Genomic DNA, 17,766 nt, shown 5'->3' with positions numbered 1-17,766 from the left:
TACGACCGCTTCTCCTTTCCCAGTGGGATAGGTGCAAAAATAGTAGACCGCCTCCCCGAACAGATTCGTGCACAGCGACGCCGCTGCACAACCTCGGCGTGCTTGCCATCGCACTCCAGATATGTCTGGTTTACGTGGTCAGCGGCCTCTACAAGGTCCAAGGGAAAATGTGGCAGGATGGCACCGCCCTCTTCTACGTCCTCAGGGTTCCGGAGTTCAGCTTCCCCTCACTGTCGCACTTTGTGTACGAGAACGATTTCCTGGTCTTCTCCGGGACCTACGTGACAGTGCTCTTCCTCGTCTACTTCCCGCTGGGAATACTGGTGCCTGCCCTACGGCCTTGGGCTGCGGTCATGTCCATCGGGTTCCACCTCGGTTTCGGAATGCTCATGGGGCTGACCGGCTTCGCCCTGACCATGGTGGCCTGCGATCTGATTTTCCTGAGCAGAGGGCTTGACGAGGCCGTCACCTACGGGGCCGGGCGGCTCCAGAAGGCCCGCTCCCGCAGGCTCGAACAGCCGCCGGCCGGCGGAAGGCCCATGAGCGGAGAACACCCCGCCTCGGAGCCTGTCGCGTCCGGGAAAGCGGGGTAGCCAACTGCCTGGCACCTCAGAACCTGCCTTGGTTGCCCCCTGCCCTGCGTGGCCAGAATGAGGTCACACGGTTATGCGGGCTGCTTACTGATCGTTTCAGAATGAGGTACGGAGTCGTCTCAAGCAGATGATGCTGCAGGCGAGTTGGAGTAGTGCGAGGTGGAGGTCGGCTCGTATCTCGTAGCGGATGCGCAGTCGTTTGAACTGGTGGAGCCAGGCGAAGGTCCGCTCGACGACCCAGCGTGTCTTGCCCAGTCCCGAGCCGTGCGGGGTGCCGCGTCGGGCGATCTTGGGTGTGATCCCACGGGCGCGGACGAGACGCCGGTACTTGTCGTAGTCGTACCCGCGGTCGGCGAACAGTCGCCGGGGCCGCTGGCGTGGCCGGCCCCGCAGGCCGCGGATGCGGGGTATGGCGTCCAGCAGAGGCATGAGCTGGGTAACATCGTGACGGTTTCCGCTGGTCAGAGAAACGGCGAGCGGGGTTCCGTGCCGGTCGACGATCAGGTGGTGCTTGCTGCCGGGCCGGGCCCGGTCGACCGGCGAAGGTCCGGTGTGAGCCCCCCTTTGAGAGCCCTGACGTGCGAGCCGTCGATCGCGGCGTCGTCCATCTCCAGCAGGCCCTCTTTACGCAGTTCCGCCAGAAGAACCTCATGCAGGCGGGGCCACACTCCGGCCTCGGTCCAGTCCCGCAGGCGCCGCCAGGCTGTCACGCCGCTGCAGCCCACCAGCTCTGCGGGAACGTCGCGCCAGCTCACACTCTTGCGCAGCACGTAGACGATGCCCCGCAGAGCAGCACGGTCATCGGCCGGCAGCCGCCCGGGATACCGGTGTCGTCGAGGCGGTCGAACCGGCAGCAGCGGGGCTATGCGTTCCCACAGGTCATCAGGCACAAGATCAGCAGACACCCAACAGATCCTGCCGACCCAACTCCCAACTGCCAAGCCACCACACCGATCTCATTCTGAAACGATCAGTTAGTGTCGGTCCAAAACGCGGGACCGAACGCTGGTTCACCTGACAGCCGAGCGATTCCGGCCGGCGAAGAGGAGCCACCGGCGTTCGGTCTCCTCGGACGGCGATCCGCCGCCGATGATGACACACCCGCGTCCCATGACCGAGAAACGGAGCTGAAGAATGGAAACGCCATCGCCCCAGGACGGCGGGCCCAACCGGCAAGGATGTATGATCGGCCTGTTCTGGATAGAACAGGACAGGGTATGCCTGGGCTCACCTCCTACCGAGGAGGATCCCGGTGTATTCCTCTTCCCGGCCCGGCTCTCGATCGGTGAAGGCGTCCAGCAACAAGCGTGGTCCTGGACCGATATCGCAGACCTGCGAGTCCTGGATGTTCCGGTCCGATCATCCGCTGCCCGGTGGGCGACCCGGGTGACGAGCGTCGTCGCCGCAGCGCTGAACGCCTGGGGCCCCGGTGGTCCGTCGATGATGACCGCAGTGGTGTGCGCCCGGGACGGCCAGCGCGACGAAACGCCGGTCTTCTCCGGCGCGGCCACCGCGTACACCCAGCGAGAGGTCGACCTCTCGCTCGGTCTGCTCTCCCACTTCGTGCGGGGCGGCGCCTCACCGGCCCTGCTGACGCAGTGGTGGCAGGACAATCAGCCGTCCGACGTCCTGCACTCGCATGAGCGCGAAGCAGTCCTCGGAGACTGGATGTCACCCTTGATGTGAGACCCACGTGTCCGTCGGCACTTCCCCACTCCGAGAACGGCCCAGCGATGGAGAGCACGTCATGAACGACACCGCGACCAGTGACGCAGAAGGACGCACCGTGCTTGCCTTCGACGGTGACTGCGGCTTCTGCCAGGCCGCTGTCCGGCAGATCCAGCTGCGAGCCAAGCCCCGCACGGCGGCGGTCGCCTGGCAGATGCTTCCACCAGAGCTGACCGAACGGCACCTGGAACGCTTGGACCGGGAAGTTCTCCTCTTCGACGGAGACCGAGTACGCGGCGGCGGGGTCGCCGCCCTGGCCGGTCTTCTCGGATCCTCCCCGGCCCGCGCCTACCGGGGCGTCGGAGGGTTCCTGCGGCTGCCCCTGATCCGCCCGGCGGCGAACCTGATCCACCGCTGGGTGGCCAGGAACCGGCAGCGGATGCCCGGCGGTACTGCGGCCTGCGCGGTGCCCCACCCCCACAACTGAAAGCACAAGCACCCCCATGCTCCAAGTACCCGTCTGCATATTCAGCAGTTCCCACGCGCCGCAGGTCAGCCACGGCCACGACCTCGACCGTTTCGTCCAGATCGGCTCGCTCACCAAGCCACTGACCGGAACCCTCCTCGTCCAGTTGGCCTCCACCGGAACCCTCCAGCTGGACGACGCCCTCGAAGAGTTCCTACCCGCCCCCGCCGGGACCGGCATCACCCTGCGACACCTCGCGGAGCACACCGCGGCCCTGCCCCGCATCCCACCCCGCCTACGCAGAACCGACCCCTACGCCGACTTCGACGCCGGAGCCCTGGACTCGGTAGTACGAAACCTCGACTCCTTCACCACAGGCAGCCCGGGCCGGGAAGCGGAGTACTCCAACCTCGGCTACGCCCTCCTGGGCGCCGCCCTCGCCTCGGGAGCAGGATCGACGTACGAGGAACTGCTCCATGAGCATGTACTCGCGCCCCTGGGCCTCACCGCGATCACCTCGAACCCACCACCGGACAACCAACTGGCTGGACGCGGCTTCCTGGGCCGGCGCTTACGCCCCTGGACCATGAGCGGCGCGATTCTGCCGGCGGGAGGGCTGTGGGCCACCCCTCGTGATACCGCCCACCTCGTCACCAGGCTGCTCGTCGAACGACGCCTGGGCGAGCCTGCCCCCTCCTGGCAGACGACCGGACGGCTCCGCTGGCACGACGGTGCCACCCGAGGCGCCTCTGTCTTCGCGGGTGCCATGGACGACGGCACCTGGGTCATGGTCCACCGCCTCTCTGGACACGCACTGCCAACGGAGGAGACGGCCGCCCGGGTCTTGAGAGACGCGGTGACTGGATCGCCCGGCGAAACCTGAGCAGAAAAGCTTACCGACGACCTACTGGTGGACCGTAAGGCGTGATCGGGGCTGTTGCTGCCCCTCCCGTGCCACTGCCACGCCCCGGAGCTCTCACGGGCGAGGACGAGCCGGTCGAAGCCGGCCAGCTGTGCCCGGAGTTCCATCCACCCGCACCTCCGCACCCCACCCTGGAGGGATGCGAGAACGGCCTCGTGGCGGGGGTCCTCTCCGGTCGGCCCCTGGTCGCCATGCTCCTGCTCCTGGCCCTCTACCGTGTGGCCATTGCCTCCACCCGCAGGCCGGACGGCGAAGACCTCGAGGAACTGGTCGCCTACGCCGACTGGGCCATGGCCTCCCAGGTCTACTACGCCACCGCCCGGGCCCTCAGCACGGCCTGGTCCTGGTCCGGTGAAGGCGACTCCGTCATCGTCACGATCGACAACCGGGCCCGCCCGAGTGTGATGGGCTCGCCGCTCGTCCGCAGCCCCGGAGCCGGCTCCGGGGCTGTGCCGCCACCGCCGGCTTCGCGGTGAGGCTGGGCGCGGACCTGCTTGATCGGGCCGGTCCATCGTCCGGCACTACGCCGGTCCAGCAAATGAAGAAGGCCCTCACCGATCGGTGAGGGCCTTCAAAGGCTGAACCCTGGGGTGTGGCCTGCCCGCTTTCGTGGACTACCAGGGACGTTTCCAGGGTCTTCGCCGCCCACCATACCTACGATTACCGTGCACAGCACGCCGCCCCCGGCATCGAGCCGCTCGACAGCAAGGCCGTCGTCTAGCTGCTCAGTCCCGACCGGCTGACCCCTTACCTGACCGCGTGCGCCAGCGACCACGCCGCGGCGCTCGCGCTGAACCGGTGGAACAGCGCCGTTGCCGCGGCGTTCTTCGAACCGATCGGCCACCTGGAGATCAGGCTGCGCAACGCGCTGGACGCCCAGCTCGTTGCCGGTCAGCAGCGCCTGGGCCGGACCGCCGACTGGTACACCGACCGAAAGGTCCCGCTTGGAGACAAGGCCCGCGCGGATAGTGCCCAGGCCCAGCGGAGAAGTCCCTGCGGGCCTTCGACTTCGACGCCAACCCCAACATCGACGCCGCTACGATCCACACGCTGGCCAGCTGCGAATGGATCAAGAAGAGCCAGCCCCTCTGCCTGATCGGCGACTCCGGCACCGGCAAGTCCCACATGCTCATCGCCCTGGGCACCGAGGCAGCCATGAAGGGCTACCGCGTCCGCTACACCCTCGCCACCAAGCTGGTGAACGAGCTGGTCGAGGCCGCCGACGAGAAGCAACTGAACAAGACCATCGCCCGCTACGGCCGCGTCGATCTGCTCTGCATCGACGAACTCGGCTACATGGAACTCGACCGGCACGGTGCTGAACTCCTCTTCCAGGTGCTGACCGAGCGCGAGGAGAAGAACAACGTCGCCATCGCCTCCAACGAGTCGTTCGGAGGGTGGACCAGACCTTCACCGATCCCCGTCTCTGCGCCGCGATCGTCGACCGTCTCACCTTCAACGGCACGATCATCGAGACCGGCACCGACTCCTACCGCCTGGCCACCACCCGCGCGCGGGCCGAACAACCGGCCGTCGCAGGCTGACCTCCACAGTCAGCTCAGCGGCCCGTCGTCCGCAGGGACGACGGGCCCGGGCAGTCATCGAGGGCGGACGCTCTGGAACCAGACTCGCTGAATCGTCGGTAGTCGATCACGGCTATGTCTTCCTGCTGGAGAACCTCACGGGCCTGCGACGATGCCAGGAACTCGTAGTCCGTCCGCCGCACGAGCCAGCCATCGTCGACGGCCTGCGACTGCTCGTCGCCCAGACCGGGATGGACCGCCCATTCGTTGAGCCCGGCGGGCAGGTCACGCAGCATCTGAGCATATCGGGCCGCCTTGCCCTCGATGTCAAGGGAGAAGCTGTCCAGGAAGTCGTTGTCGGTGACCGGCAACCCGCGTCTCCGCATCGCTTGGCGCCCGGGTTCGAGCCAGACCCGGACCCCGAGGCCGTACTCCGCTGCCAGCGCTACGGTCAGTTCGAGGATGTCGTCGCGGCCGCCATCAGCCAGGCAATGAAAATCCAGATGGGTCGGCGTGAGCCCGGCGTCGGCGACGGCATCGATCTGGGCGCGGAACTCAAGTTCGATCTCATCGAGCCGAGCCTGGGCGAGCAAGGCCGCCAGGCCGTCAGGGGTCGGAGAGAACAGCTTCCCCGCGGGGTCCAGCAGTGAGGGAACCCGTTCTGCGGAGATCAACGGGCCCCACCGGATGCCGGGCATCTCGCACACCAGAGTCAGGTGGATACCGAACGGGACCTGCGGCCTCCTGCCGAGCAGTCCCATGGCCTGCGGCGCCCCAGGACACGGGACCATCAGGCTGCACGAGCTGGCGACGCCCTCTTCGATCGACTCGATCACTGCGGCGTTGACCGCTGGATACATCCCGAAGTCATCGCAGTTGACGATCAGCAACCGGGCATCGGGGGGATACCCCAGTAACTCGCTCGACAGCCCAGAAGATACGACGGACGCGGGAGCGCTGGCTTCATCCATGCCCGCAGTGTGAGCCCTGGCCAGGACCTCCGCACGGCAATTTTGATGCTGCGAAGCGACAGCACCGTCATTTCTCGTGAACATCTACGAGCCTGCTGATCACCAACTGCTGCCACAACCAGCGAACAAACGCTGCTGCTGAACGTGAACGAAGCCAGACAGCGTTTGTTCAGCACTTCGGACAGCACCCGGGCCTGTCGCCGTTCACTTACGCGGGTCGGGGAGCTGGTGCGTCAGTCGCGGATTCCCGCCGCGTGCAGTCTGCTGCGCACGTTGTCCCAATCCGGGGCGATCATTTTGGTTTGGCGGAAGCCGACGCTGCGGTTCTTGAAGCCACTGGAGGTGGAGATGCAGACCACGGGGCCGTCGAAGTCGTGGCCGGTACGCAGCCCTGCGAGTCCGGCGGCGCTGGAGAGTTCGGTCCACAGGCCGACTCGGACGAGCTCCTGCTGGGCGGCCTCGAGTTGTGCGTCACTGAGTTCGAAAACCTGTCCGCCGCTGTCCTTGATGGTGACAACGCCGCGGTAGCCGCTGACCGGGGAGACGATCGAGTATGCCTCGGTCTGCCCCACCGTGACGTGGGCCGCAGGCACTCCGCGCCGCATGGCCTCGGCGAGCGGCGCGGCCGCGGTCGGCTGGCACGCGTACATCTGCGGCAGCCGATCGGTCAGGCCGAGGCGCCGGAGTTCGGTGAATCCCTTCCAGATGCCGAAGAGGAGTTCGCCGTACGACGTGGGAACGAACACGGCTGCGGGGACGCCGAGGTCCTGGTGGATCTCGTAGGCGATGGTCTTGTATCCCTCGGGACCAAAGGCGTGGCCGGTGTGGGTGGTGGTGAGGCTGCTGACCGGGTGTAGGCCCGTCCGGTCAACGATCCGGCGCATCAACGGCCACCTCGCTTCCCAGGGCACAGACAGGACCACCGGCTCGTAGGCGTTCAGGAAAGAGTCGACGGCGGGCGACAGCTCCGGGCCTGCGATGACCACGCAGCGCAGGCCGGCGCGGGCAGCGTAGGCGGCCGCGGAGGCCCCATGGTTGCCGGACGACGCCACGACGATTCCCGGGGCTTCGGCGGCGACGGCAGCGCTGACGGTGCACCGGTTCATCCGGTCCTTGTGGCTCCAGGTGGGGTTGCGAGACTCATCCTTGATGAAGACCCCGGTCTCAACCTCGATCAGCGGCGTGCCGCCTTCACCCAGCCCCGGTGCGGCGAGTGGCGGCAGCAGCGGCGCCCAGCGGTCCAGCCAGCCGCTCCGCTCCGTGGTCGTGGCGAACATGGCAGGGTCGACCCGGTCGTAGGCGTAGTCGACTTCGACGGGATAGGAGATCTCGTCGGTGCTGGTGCGCGGGCATCCGCTGGTCATCGGTGGCCGCAACGGGTAGCAGACCGTGGGATCGCCCAGCGAGCGCTGAAGGGTTGCCAAAGACTGCTCTGTCGTCACAGCTTGAGCCTATCGATCAAGGGCGGCCCTCCGCCGAGGGCGAGTCGGGCTGATCGCTTGTGTGGCCGAAATCCGGCGAGCACGCCAACACAATCTTGAGGCTCTCCAGTCCGCCCGGGGGGACGTGGAGGGATGGGTCGTCACCGGGCATCACAACGACGTCCTTACCTATGTCGGTCGGGCTGTTCGGATGTTCCAGGCGTCACAGGTCCTTGAGGTCGATCACCCCAAAGTCTCCTGCCGAAGATCCGGCATGCGCCGGGCCGAACCTCGGGGAAGCCTTCCGCGTCCTCCGCGAACAGCCCTCCGCGCGGGGCGGGCGCATCCAGTCGGGCAGTGCGGTCATGGCTTCCCCGTAGCGGTACGTCGGGTCCGGAAGGCGGCGCGCGGCGGGGCTGTCCTACTCGGTCGGCAGACGGGGCATCGGTTCGAAGGCCGCGTCCTCCTCGCCCTCGACCGAGGGGAAGAAGCCGTCCGGGACGGTGCGGGCGGCCGTGGTGAGGAGGCGGGCCAGGACCTCGGGCTCGGTGGCCGGGGGGAGGCGGAGGGCGGCGAGGAGGCGATCGCGGGCCTCGGGGTGGTCCGGGTTGTCCTCAAGGTAGTCGGCGTTGAGCGCGGGGGGACGGAAGCCGGCCAGGGCGTCGTGCCAGGAGGGGAGGACGATGGCCAGGGTCAAGGCCTCGGCGAGGGACTCCGCGATGAGGGAAGCCTGGCCCTCGGAATCGGTGTAGAGGACGGGGCGGACGCGGTCGGAGCCGGCCGGGCCGCAGAGGTAGTGGGTGCCTCCCGCGTTGCAGCCGGCCACGGGCTCCACCGGGAGACCGGCCGACAGGGCGATCGACTCGATGGGGTCGGTCCGCGTGAGGTCGAACTCGCCGTCGCAGGCGAGGTACGCCTCGACCTCGGGGTCTGCCATCGAGCCGGCTGGATTGCAGCTACCGCGCCACGGCTGGCACACAGGGCAGCAATTCGGCACAACTTCGGCACTCTGGTGGCTCTGCGTGACGGACAGCCCTCAGGCCGAGCCGAGGAAGGTCGATGCCTTCCTGGTCGAGTGGGGAGCGATACGCCCGCAGTTGTATCACCTTGGTGAAGTCAGCGGTTACGACACGGAGGTACGTCACCGAATGCTTCAAGAGCCGTCCCGCTTCGCCATCCCGATGTGCTGGCCGCCCAGCGTCGCGAGCGCGCCCACATCCGCAGCGAGAAAGGCATTCGCTGGGGTGGGCGCCCAGTACGAAGCGACTGACCCTGCGGCATCGCGGCAGGCACGCCGTGACGTACCGACTGGCCGACGGGGCATGACAGCGATGAATCTACGGGCTTTCGTTTGCGAGCTTGCTGGCAAACGCGATCATGGTGACTCCGCCGCTTGCTTTCAGGACCCGGATGCGACGGGTTTTCCCCAGAAACCAATTCCGCATGGATCCAGCGGCACAGACCCAGGTGGTTTCAATAACTGTTTGGACCACGCCTCCAGCGAGTCCGAGGACCAACATCTGGAGAACGAGGTTTCCGCGCGAGTGGTCAACGAACTGGGGCAGGACGGCCATCAGCGAAACGATGCTCTTCGGGTTGGCGACACCGATAAGAAGGCCCTGCCGTACCGATCGAGCCCACGACGTCCTGTCCGGGGCATCGGCTGCGGCGAAGGTCTCGTTCACCGAGCTGGACCGGGCGGCGCGCAGGGCACTAAAGCCCAGCCAGAACAGATAGCACGCACCGACCACCTTGATCGCCACGAAGAGTTCGGCCGATGCTGCGACGATTACTCCAAGGTCGGCGAGCACGAGCGCCAGGAGCACAAGACCGCCCAAAGCATTCCCCAGGACGATCCACATCGCCGACCGACGCCCCACGGTGATGGCGCGACTGGTCTCAAGCAAGACAGATGGCCCCGGGATCACCGACAGCACTGCCGACAGAGTCAGAAATCCGACGACCAGGCTCAGGTTTACGGGCACAAGGACGGACGGTATCCGAGGGTGGATGCACCAGGAAAGGACTGTGCTCGCCAACCCGGCGAACCTTTCCAGCCACGGCACTAGCCCGTACTCACAGCAGATGCTGGACGGCTTCTCAACAATCGTTGCCGCCTCCGTACACACCACAGCCGAAGGCGGCAATGAGCCTTTTCCAACCTGACTGCGGCGGTGAGGCGTTGGAGGGTGCCAGCTGTACGGATCGATGAAGCTCCTGGTAGACGGGTTCTCGACCAAGATCACCCGTGTCCGCCAGGAGCTTCGCGTGCTTGTCTACCCATCGTCGATCGACCTGTCCAGCAGCACCCTGCGCTACCTGACCACGCGGCTCCGTGCCCGGCAGCGAGAGATCGGGACCCGGTGGCGACGGCTGTCTGTCAGCCGTCAGGCCCTGCTTGTACTCGCCCACCTGCGGTGTGGGGACACCTACGCGCGGCTCGCTGCCAGGTTCGGCATCGGCGTCGCTACCGTGTACCGGTACATACGCGAGGCGATCGACGTCCTGGCCGCCGCCGCGCCGACCCTGGCCGAGGCGATGAAGACCGTACAGGCGAAAGCCTTCGTGATTCTGGACGGCACCCTGCTGCCGATCGACCGGGTCGCCGCCGACACCCCGTACTACTCCGGAAAACACACCACGCCTCAACCAGAGGTTAGAAAGGACTCCATGAGTTTTGACATCTTCGTGTGCCGGTTCCAGAACGGTGAGCCAGCGACGCTGGACATGAGTGCCGCGCACGAGGTCCTCGACCCCTATGCGGTGGTGCGGGGCCCCGAGACGGACTTCCTGCTGGTCAGTACGGCGGAGGGGGAGGAGGCGGGTGTGTACTTCAACCATCCGACCGGCATCACCTTCAACCGCTTCGGAGGGGACGGGATCATGGACCTCCTGGCCGTCCTACTCCGACGGCTGGATGCCGTACTCGTGGTTCCGGGCGGGCCGACCATGATCCAGCGGGACGAGGACCGCGAGCTTCTGCCCGCCTCCCTCAGGGAGGAGTGGCCCGTCGTCGTGGCCCGTACTGGCGCGGAGATCGACCGGGCGATCCGGGCTTCCTGAACGAACGGGCAAGCACAGTGTCCCCAGTGCACGTCACCGGGAACGGCCCGTCGTCTCCGCACGGGCGCGGCCGCCTGCCAGTACGCGCCTCCTGCGAAAGCTCCGCTGCAGCACCGACCAAATCACCGCCATCGTGAAGACCGTTCTCGTCCTTCACGACGCCTCAACCTGAGGTTGGAAAAGGCTCAATGTCATCGTCTGGTGAGCTTGATCTTTACTCTCGGCGTCGCGTGGTCGGTATCTACCATGATCTACCGAGTTTGCCGATGGCCTTGAGGGTCTCGGGGCGTTTGACGGTCTTGTCGACGTCGTAGCGGGGTGCGGGGCGGCGGTTCTTGCTTCCGGGCGGCCGTCCGGGGCCGGTGCCCCGAGGTTGGGGAACACGGGTGGGGCAGAGCAGGTGGGCTCGGATGTTCCGAAACCCCCGGCGCACCCGGGCCGGGGTGAGGCGTTCGGGCTTGGCCGGCTTCTCCCAGGGGCGGCGGAGGTCTGCGGCGAGCGGTCGGGCGAGGCGGAGCTGGGTGTGGGCGACGACCAGGAGCCAGGTCCAGCGGTTCGCCGCCTCGGGCGTACGGATCTTCGGGGTGGTCCAGCCGAGTGTCTGTTTTGTGAACCTGAAGGTGTGTTCCAGGTCGAAGCGGCGCAAGAATCCCTGCCAGCAGCGGTCCACGTCGGCCGGGGCGGCTCCGGTCCTTGAGGACCACAGCCATACCGGTGGTGCCTCCCGGTCCTTGGAGAGGTGCTCGACTTTGAGGCGGACCAGGGTGCCCTCGACGATGGGGAGTTCACCGTCGTGCTCAAGCCAGGCCGAGCGGTGGGTGAGGCGCGGGTGGACCCGGTCCCACGCCTGAGCTTCGGCCCTGCCGTAGTTGGTGGTGTCGGTGCCCGTGGTGATCGCCGGTTCGGGCTTGTTGAAGCGGAACTCCGGCCCGTGCTTGGGCGGGTGACCGCCGCGGGGATGGGCTCGATGAAACTCCTCGCGCGAAGGCGCCGGACAGCGCATCACCCGGTCGCCACGGATCCGCCCGACCACCTCGACGGGCAGATCGCGCAAGACCCAGGCCAGACGGGTGACGTCGTAACCGGCGTCCATGACGATCGTGATGTCCGGGTCGCCGGGCATCCACTGGCCGACCGCGACGAGCCGCTCGACCACGGCCCTCAGCTGGGCGGCAGTGAGGGCGGTCGCATCATCCTCGGGCCCGAGCCGCACCACGTCCAGGATCGACGTCCACGAGGTGGCCCCGGGCTCCAGGACGGCGACGAAGGAGTACGGCCACCCCGGGACGAACTGGGAGGCGGACTTCGCCCGCCCGTAGACATGACAGAACAGCCGCTGGTCCGAGCACGGCGCGTCCGAGCGCAGCCAAGGTGACACATCGACCGCGAGCACCAGGCGCCCGCCCTCAAACCGGGGCAGCGGCAGCCCGGCGAGCACCGTCCGCAGCCGGTCGACGTCGATCCGGCCGCGGTTGAGGGCTCCGTACAACGCGCCGTGACCACGACGGTGTTCGGGTACCAGCGTCAACTCCACCGGCGAGGTGACCGGACCGTCGACACACAACACGGCGTCGGTCAGCTCGAACAACCCATGCCCGTCGGGCCGTCAGGCACTCGTAGAACTCTCCCCGGAAGCGTGACGCTTCCGCGAACGCTTCCTGCCGGACATCGTGATGCAGCAGACTCACCCCCGGCGGCCTTGGGACGTCTTACGACGTGGTGAAACTCGCGCTCTGGTCAGCACGAAGGATCACGCCAAGGCCGCCCCTACGTCCGCCGAACTCCCTCCTGAGCGATCAAGTTCGGGACGCAGTTCGAGGCCGGAAGAAAAAGAACAAGCTCAGGTCGCGGATCGCGTACTCGAACTCGCGGTGGTGCAGAGCGTCCAGCTCGAGGAGCGGCCGGGCCTGCTGGCGGCCGCCCCGAGCGGGAACGGGCCCATCCGTGCGCGGCGAGCCAGGAGACCGCAGCTCACACGGCGGCCGCAGCCAGGACCATCGCACCGAACACGGCATGTCAGTTCGTTTCTCCGGGAGTACGCCAGGAGCGCAGCCGGTCGGCTACGTCGTAGACGGTCAGGCGCAGGGCCTGGATGTCCATGATCAGGTCGCGCCAGGGCCCGTAGGCCGCGTCCACCGATTCGCCGGAGGCCTCGATGTAGGCGGTGGCGACGCCGTACCCGAACAGCTCGCTGCGGACCGGGAGCGGGCGCAGCAGCACGATCTGTTCCAGGAGGGCTGCGGCCCGCCAGAAGGCGTCGGGGGCGGTCTCGTCCAGGCTGGGTGTGTTGACCCGGTGGCGGGCGACGGCGGCGACCAGGGCGGAGTAGTCCCGCACGCTCAGTTCTTTGCCGAGGAGTTCCTCCTGGCGGTCGAGGAGCCAGCGGATGTCGACGTGGAGGTCCAAGACGTCAGGCCACCCGGTGCTGGGGGAGGCCGCCGAAATCGCGGTCGAAGGCTTCCGCGAACCCCGGACGTGTCACGGCCGCCCGGAACGAGCCCGTCGCGCGCCTCAGCGCGAGCTGGTTCTCCTCCTCTATCGCCAATGCGGCGAGATACCCCTTGACGGTCTGTCCGCGAGCGGCGGCGACGGCGGCGAACCGGTCCCGCGTTTCCATGTCAATCTTGACGGTTGTATCAGCCATAACGCCAGCATACCCAGACGGATACTATTTGGATTCCAGGGCGTCCGACCCGTCGCGGCCACCTGCTGGACGGGGGCGGCATGACCGTGGATGTTCCACGGTTTTCCCGGCTGGACGCACATTGGCGACTGCCGCAGGTCGACGCCCACGCAGTCGCCCGTTCATCGACCAAGGTTTCCCGAGGCCCGCACTACGCGAGGTTGTCCTTGTCGCCGACATGGGGCGTGGGTGCCCGTCGCGTACGGAGAAGACCGATGCCGCGCCGGTGAGGAGTCCCGTCTCGGCGGTGAAGGTGCCGAGGGTGCGGTCGGCAGTGAGAGGGGTGGCACAGAGCGCATCGCCAGCCCTTGGCCTTCTCGACTGATGCTCCAGGTCCACGCCCGGGAGTCCGGTGCGGGGCGTCGGGGTCTGGGCGGTGGGCGTCATGCCGAGGCTCCTGGCCATTGTGGGCGAGGTAGAGGTCGCGGAACGCGGTGGTGAGGGTGGCGACGGTGTGCCAGTAGACGTACGCGTCGCGGCGCGTGGACTGCGGGGTGGGCCGCACGGGGACGTCCAGGTTCCGTTCGGCGGCGCGCATCAGGTTGGGCACGTCGACGTTTCGGCTCGTCCTTGCGTCCGGCCCGTTCAGGTGGCTGATGAACGTCCGAAGGTGCTGGACCATGGCGTCCGTTCCGGCGTCGATGACGCTGCGCGGAGGAAGCGTGACGCGGCGGGAGAACGCGTGGTCGATGTCCTGCTGCACCGTGTCGAGGTCCCGTTGGTTCAGCGGGGCCGTTGCCGCTTGTAGGTCCATCGCTCTGCTCCTCTGGCTTCCCTGTCCCGGGTGGACAGGTTCGCGCAAGGAGCGGTGGCATCTCCACCCCTGTTCCGGCATCGGGCTCACCTCGGATCGGGGGTGAACTGCATCGGCTTCGCCTCGCCGTCGCACCGGCTTTTCATCGGCCTCACTGCGGTGCCCGGATTGCGGGAACGTGTAGGGGTGTTGGGATCTACCGTCGGCGCTGTGACGTGACGACCGGACGGAGGGCTTCGCCCATGAGGACGTTGTTCCGACGGCTCATCGATGAGCAGGAGCTCCGGGATCCGCGGGCGTTTCTGCCGCGGTTCGCGGAGCAGGCCCGGCTCCTGGCCGAGCGGGACGGGGACATGCGTCTGGCGACGCTGGAGCCGGCTGTTTCGACGTTCGAGGCCTGGTACTACGGGCAGCGGCTGCCGAACCGCGATGCCCGCCGAGTGCTGATGGCCTGGTTCGGGCACAGCATCGAGCGGTTATGGGCTCAGACACCTGAAGCCGCCGTCGCGTCACGAGGCGGCGCCCTCGACCGTGAGGGTGCCGATCTGCACGAGATGAGAAGAGGGGCTGCCATGGCCGCACGACGAGCACGGGACTTCGCCTTGGGTGCTGAGCAAGGACAACTGGGCGACGAGACCCTCGGATACCTCCAGGACGAAGTCCGCCGGATCGCTGCCGCTCTCGACGGTCTTCGACGACCTGACGGCGGCGCAGAGCGACCGTTGTGTTGCGAGACGTTAAGACGGTGTTTCGATTGGTGCTGGATCGTTGCTCCCGGCATGGACATAGTTCTGCGCCTGGTGCCGGACAGGCTGTGGGAGATCTTTCAGGATGTGGTGCCGGAGCCTCCGGTACGCGCCCAAGGCGGAGGCCGCCGGAGATGTGACGATCGTGCAGTGCTGGCCGCGATCATCTTCGTCGCCACGTCGGGCTGCACCTGGCGGCAAGTGCCACCAGTCTTCGGAGCTTCCTGGCAGACGGTCCACCGCCGCTTCACCGATTGGTCCACGGCGAGGGTCTGGGCAAAGTTGCACCGTGTGGTCCTTGACCAGCTCGGCAGGAACGGTGAGCTGGACTGGTCGCGCTGCGCGATCGACTCGGCCAGCGTCCGAGCGGTCAAAGGGGGCCTCTGACCGGACCGAATCCGACCGATCGCGGCAAGCTCGGATCGAAGATGCACGTCGTCTGTGACCGCAACGGGCTACCGATCTCAGTGGGTATCTCCGGCGCCAACCTCCATGACAGCCAGGCGTTGGTCCCGCTGATGCGCGGTATCCCGCCGATCCGCTCCCGCTTCGGGCCACGGCGTCGCCGCCCGGCCAAGCTCCATGCTGACAAGGGATACGACTTCGACCACCTACGCGGATGGCTTCGGCGTCGGCAGATCGTGCCGCGCATTGCCCGCCGCGGCATCGAACCCTCCGACCGTCTCGGCCGGCACCGCTGGGTGGTCGAGAGGACGATGTCCTGGCTGAACGGCTGCCGCCGCCTGCACCGACGCTACGAGCGCAAGGCCGAGCATTTCCTAGCCTTCGTTGGCATTGCCAGCACCCTCATCTGCTTCCGCCGACTCATCCGATGAGATTGGCCGCCTTCCGCGGCTCGGCGCCGGAAACTCAGCGGCCTACTGGTGACGCCAGACTTCCGCAGGAGTGATGTCCCAAGAGGTACCGGCGATCTCTCCTGTGTTGAAGAACGATGCCCAGCTCACGACCGCATCGCCCGCGCGCTGCCCGCCTCGATCGAACTCGAAGCCGGGCCAGCAAAGGTCACCGGAGAGGCAATACGTGATGCCGAGGCCACGTTCGACAGCACACGCTTCCATCTCCGAGTCCAGCTCCGACGGCACGCGGCCGATCAGGCGGATCCCCTCGCAGGTGACTTGGGGACCGCGGATCCCATCAACAAGCACACAAGTCAATCCCACGCCCTCGACGAAGTAGGACTTCACTGCAGGTCGATGCTTGTCCGACCCCATCCTGCCGAACTCCACGCGCCACTGAGCCCTCTGCGGACTCCACCGGTCAATCTCGCGCTCCTCGGCAGCGAAGCCATGTCCCGCCATGACCGCCACCGCTTCACGTCGATCGACTCCGAAGACCAGGGGACCAACCAACTGACGCGGAACATAACCCCACTGCTCTCGCTTCGAGTCCTCGAGCACCGCCCAACCGTTCATGTCCATGTCCATGTCCATTGGCTCATGATCGTCTACCCGGCGCTGCCGACACAATCCGGCCGAGAATCAAGGAAGCACACGGGTTCATCCTCCCCACTCCCGTCTCGTCTCAGCCAATCAAGACGACGTCTAAGGCTGACCACTTTTTCCCTTTTGGGTGAAATAGTAGGACACCATCAAGATGCACGCAATGAGAACCAGAAGCCCCCAGCCTCCGTTATTGCCAATGACGATAAGGAAAATAGACAAGGCCACCCCTGTAACCGAAAGGGCGACGGTGAACTGGGCATACCTCTTGACGAGCGCCCGCTGCTCCATGGACCATCCGACGCGAGGCATATGATTCTCCTTCTTTTTCGTAATCCGGGAGGGAAAGGCTGAAAGCCTTTCCCTCCCGGATTGCATCTATCCGCTTACGAGATTGGAAGCTATTCGCTCTGAGCTCCAGGACATTGCATAACACCCGGCTGTGGCACCTAACGACCTCGTGCACGGTTAGCGGTGAGACGTCGCAGTGCCAGGCGGAGCCGTGGTGCTCACTTCTCGAACGCCTGCGATGAAATTCCGTCGGTGAAATAGGCTCGCCCGCAGACCGCACCGACATGGAGTATGTGGGTCAGGCTCGGTGCCTTACAGGCTTGGTCCTGGGATGGAGTACGACCGGGTTCGCAGCAGCCCCGGCAGACCCCACGGCCGCCGGGGCTGTTTCCGTGAGGACTGCCACCGAAGCGGTTTCTGTGATTCAGTGGCTCGAAAGCAGACCACTGATTACCGGAAAACCCTTAGGCGGAGTCATTATCGCCCGCACGGTCTGCGCGCAAGAGAATGATACCGAAGAAGATGAGTGGCCCCCCTATGGCAATGGATCCGTACCGTAGCCAGCCCGCAGCTCCCCACAGGAAGCAGATGGCGACACCAACCGCTACTGCCAGGGTTTTTGCGATTCTCTTCCTGCTCATTGACCCCCTCGAAAAATGCACTTTCTCTTACTTCTTTGAATTCCATTTCCTGATGATCAGCGTGGTGATCGCAACGCAGGAAATGCTGATGAGGAAGATGGGTATTTGCCAGCCATCTGGAATCCAAGACCCTTTACCTTCGGATGAAAGGAGCCACATGAGGCTCGTCCTTTCAGTCGGGTGGGAGCGTAGGTGTTGACCTTGGTTCTGATCTCGTCGGCCAGGGCGACGACACTGCCGAGGAGCGCGCCGACGGTGCGCTCCTGATCAGCAATCACGGCCTGTACGGGCCCGGCGGCCGGTCCGACTCAAGGCCCGGCCCGACGACTCCGACCGGTGGGACTGGACCGGCGACACCCCTACCAGGAGCGCGTCGGGGCGGGCTACCGGGCGATGATCGGCCGTGCATACGTCCTGCTCAGCGCCGACGCTGGAGGAACCTGCCGGCCCGGAACGAGGTCAGCGGACCCGCACAATAGTCAGCGTGGCGTGTCGGCCCGACCCGGCCAGCACCTCGACGACCAGCCCGGTGTCGACACGGACGTACACCTCCCCCTTCCGCAT

The 17,766-nt window shown here is 66.4% G+C and carries 15 protein-coding genes and 5 pseudogenes; 9 read left to right on the top strand and 11 right to left on the bottom strand.

The window, feature by feature from the left end; translation table 11 throughout:
- The first annotated feature begins 98 nt into the window (after nt 1-98).
- Complete coding sequence (locus N7925_RS35865; protein WP_265603674.1) at nt 99-593, top strand: HTTM domain-containing protein; 495 nt, start codon at nt 99-101, stop codon at nt 591-593.
- A 96-nt stretch (nt 594-689) separates the two neighbouring features.
- On the opposite strand, the gene N7925_RS35860 is transcribed toward N7925_RS35865, so the two are convergent.
- Nucleotides 690-1,498 (bottom strand): IS5 family transposase gene (locus N7925_RS35860; RefSeq protein ID WP_274342618.1). Its coding sequence is split into 2 segments (ribosomal slippage): nt 690-1,159 and nt 1,159-1,498, totalling 810 coding nucleotides; the frame shifts between segments, so codons are not numbered across the junction.
- A gap of 277 nt (nt 1,499-1,775) precedes the next feature.
- On the opposite strand from N7925_RS35860, the gene N7925_RS35855 reads away from it, so the two are divergent.
- The 5 genes and pseudogenes from N7925_RS35855 to N7925_RS35835 all read left to right on the top strand — a co-directional run.
- Nucleotides 1,776-2,279, top strand: a complete 504-nt coding sequence (locus N7925_RS35855) for a hypothetical protein (RefSeq protein WP_274346365.1) — start codon at nt 1,776-1,778, stop codon at nt 2,277-2,279.
- 61 nt (nt 2,280-2,340) lie between these two features.
- A complete protein-coding gene (locus tag N7925_RS35850; protein ID WP_265603672.1) occupies nt 2,341-2,748 on the top strand; it encodes a thiol-disulfide oxidoreductase DCC family protein in 408 nt (135 codons plus the stop codon).
- 16 nt (nt 2,749-2,764) lie between these two features.
- Complete coding sequence (locus tag N7925_RS35845) at nt 2,765-3,610, top strand: serine hydrolase domain-containing protein (RefSeq protein WP_265603671.1); 846 nt, start codon at nt 2,765-2,767, stop codon at nt 3,608-3,610.
- A 68-nt stretch (nt 3,611-3,678) separates the two neighbouring features.
- A complete protein-coding gene (locus tag N7925_RS35840) occupies nt 3,679-4,125 on the top strand; it encodes a hypothetical protein (RefSeq protein WP_265603670.1) in 447 nt (148 codons plus the stop codon).
- 517 nt (nt 4,126-4,642) lie between these two features.
- Nucleotides 4,643-5,193: pseudogene (locus N7925_RS35835) on the top strand (ATP-binding protein); the annotation flags it as partial.
- Between the two features lie 14 nt (nt 5,194-5,207).
- Here N7925_RS35835 and N7925_RS35830 read toward each other — a convergent pair.
- From N7925_RS35830 to N7925_RS35810, 5 genes and pseudogenes are all read right to left on the bottom strand, one after another.
- Nucleotides 5,208-6,143, bottom strand: coding sequence for a polysaccharide deacetylase family protein (locus N7925_RS35830; RefSeq protein ID WP_274346364.1), 936 nt, complete (start codon nt 6,141-6,143; stop codon nt 5,208-5,210).
- A 233-nt stretch (nt 6,144-6,376) separates the two neighbouring features.
- Nucleotides 6,377-7,507, bottom strand: a complete 1,131-nt coding sequence (locus N7925_RS35825) for a threonine synthase (RefSeq protein WP_265604119.1) — start codon at nt 7,505-7,507, stop codon at nt 6,377-6,379.
- A 347-nt stretch (nt 7,508-7,854) separates the two neighbouring features.
- A pseudogene (locus tag N7925_RS36330) lies at nt 7,855-7,931 on the bottom strand (Uma2 family endonuclease); the annotation flags it as partial.
- A 54-nt stretch (nt 7,932-7,985) separates the two neighbouring features.
- Entirely contained in the window at nt 7,986-8,501 is a 516-nt protein-coding gene (locus tag N7925_RS35820; protein WP_265603668.1) for a hypothetical protein, read from the bottom strand.
- 400 nt (nt 8,502-8,901) lie between these two features.
- Complete coding sequence (locus N7925_RS35810) at nt 8,902-9,549, bottom strand: LysE family translocator (RefSeq protein WP_274346363.1); 648 nt, start codon at nt 9,547-9,549, stop codon at nt 8,902-8,904.
- Nucleotides 9,550-9,832: 283 nt separating this feature from the next.
- Between N7925_RS35810 and N7925_RS35805 the strand changes: the two are divergent.
- Nucleotides 9,833-10,201 (top strand): annotated as a pseudogene (locus N7925_RS35805) (helix-turn-helix domain-containing protein); the annotation flags it as partial.
- 505 nt (nt 10,202-10,706) lie between these two features.
- Nucleotides 10,707-10,799, top strand: a pseudogene (locus N7925_RS35800) (IS5/IS1182 family transposase); the annotation flags it as partial.
- A gap of 69 nt (nt 10,800-10,868) precedes the next feature.
- On the opposite strand, the pseudogene N7925_RS35795 reads toward N7925_RS35800, so the two are convergent.
- From N7925_RS35795 to N7925_RS35780, 4 genes and pseudogenes are all read right to left on the bottom strand, one after another.
- A pseudogene (locus N7925_RS35795) lies at nt 10,869-12,315 on the bottom strand (NF041680 family putative transposase).
- A gap of 328 nt (nt 12,316-12,643) precedes the next feature.
- A complete protein-coding gene (locus N7925_RS35790; RefSeq protein ID WP_265603666.1) occupies nt 12,644-13,033 on the bottom strand; it encodes a toxin Doc in 390 nt (129 codons plus the stop codon).
- Nucleotides 13,034-13,037: 4 nt separating this feature from the next.
- Nucleotides 13,038-13,271, bottom strand: coding sequence for an antitoxin MazE7 (locus N7925_RS35785; protein ID WP_265603665.1), 234 nt, complete (start codon nt 13,269-13,271; stop codon nt 13,038-13,040).
- Nucleotides 13,272-13,461: 190 nt separating this feature from the next.
- Entirely contained in the window at nt 13,462-14,064 is a 603-nt protein-coding gene (locus N7925_RS35780) for a hypothetical protein (protein ID WP_274346362.1), read from the bottom strand.
- 779 nt (nt 14,065-14,843) lie between these two features.
- On the opposite strand from N7925_RS35780, the gene N7925_RS35775 reads away from it, so the two are divergent.
- Nucleotides 14,844-15,646, top strand: a protein-coding gene (locus tag N7925_RS35775) for an IS5 family transposase (protein WP_265604118.1) whose coding sequence is annotated in 2 segments (ribosomal slippage) — nt 14,844-15,192 and nt 15,192-15,646 — 804 coding nt in all. Because the reading frame shifts where the segments join, the coding sequence is not laid out codon by codon here.
- 42 nt (nt 15,647-15,688) lie between these two features.
- Here the strand turns inward: N7925_RS35775 and N7925_RS35770 are convergent.
- On the bottom strand, nt 15,689-16,261 hold the full coding sequence (locus tag N7925_RS35770) for a hypothetical protein (RefSeq protein ID WP_274346361.1): 573 nt from the start codon (nt 16,259-16,261) through the stop codon (nt 15,689-15,691).
- Between the last annotated feature and the right edge of the window lie 1,505 nt (nt 16,262-17,766).

It is taken from the genome of Streptomyces sp. CA-278952, assembly GCF_028747205.1.
Taxonomy (GTDB): Bacteria; Actinomycetota; Actinomycetes; order Streptomycetales; family Streptomycetaceae; genus Streptomyces.
The sequence above is the reverse complement of the archived record's forward strand: the minus strand, read 5'-3'. Positions and strand labels throughout refer to the sequence as shown.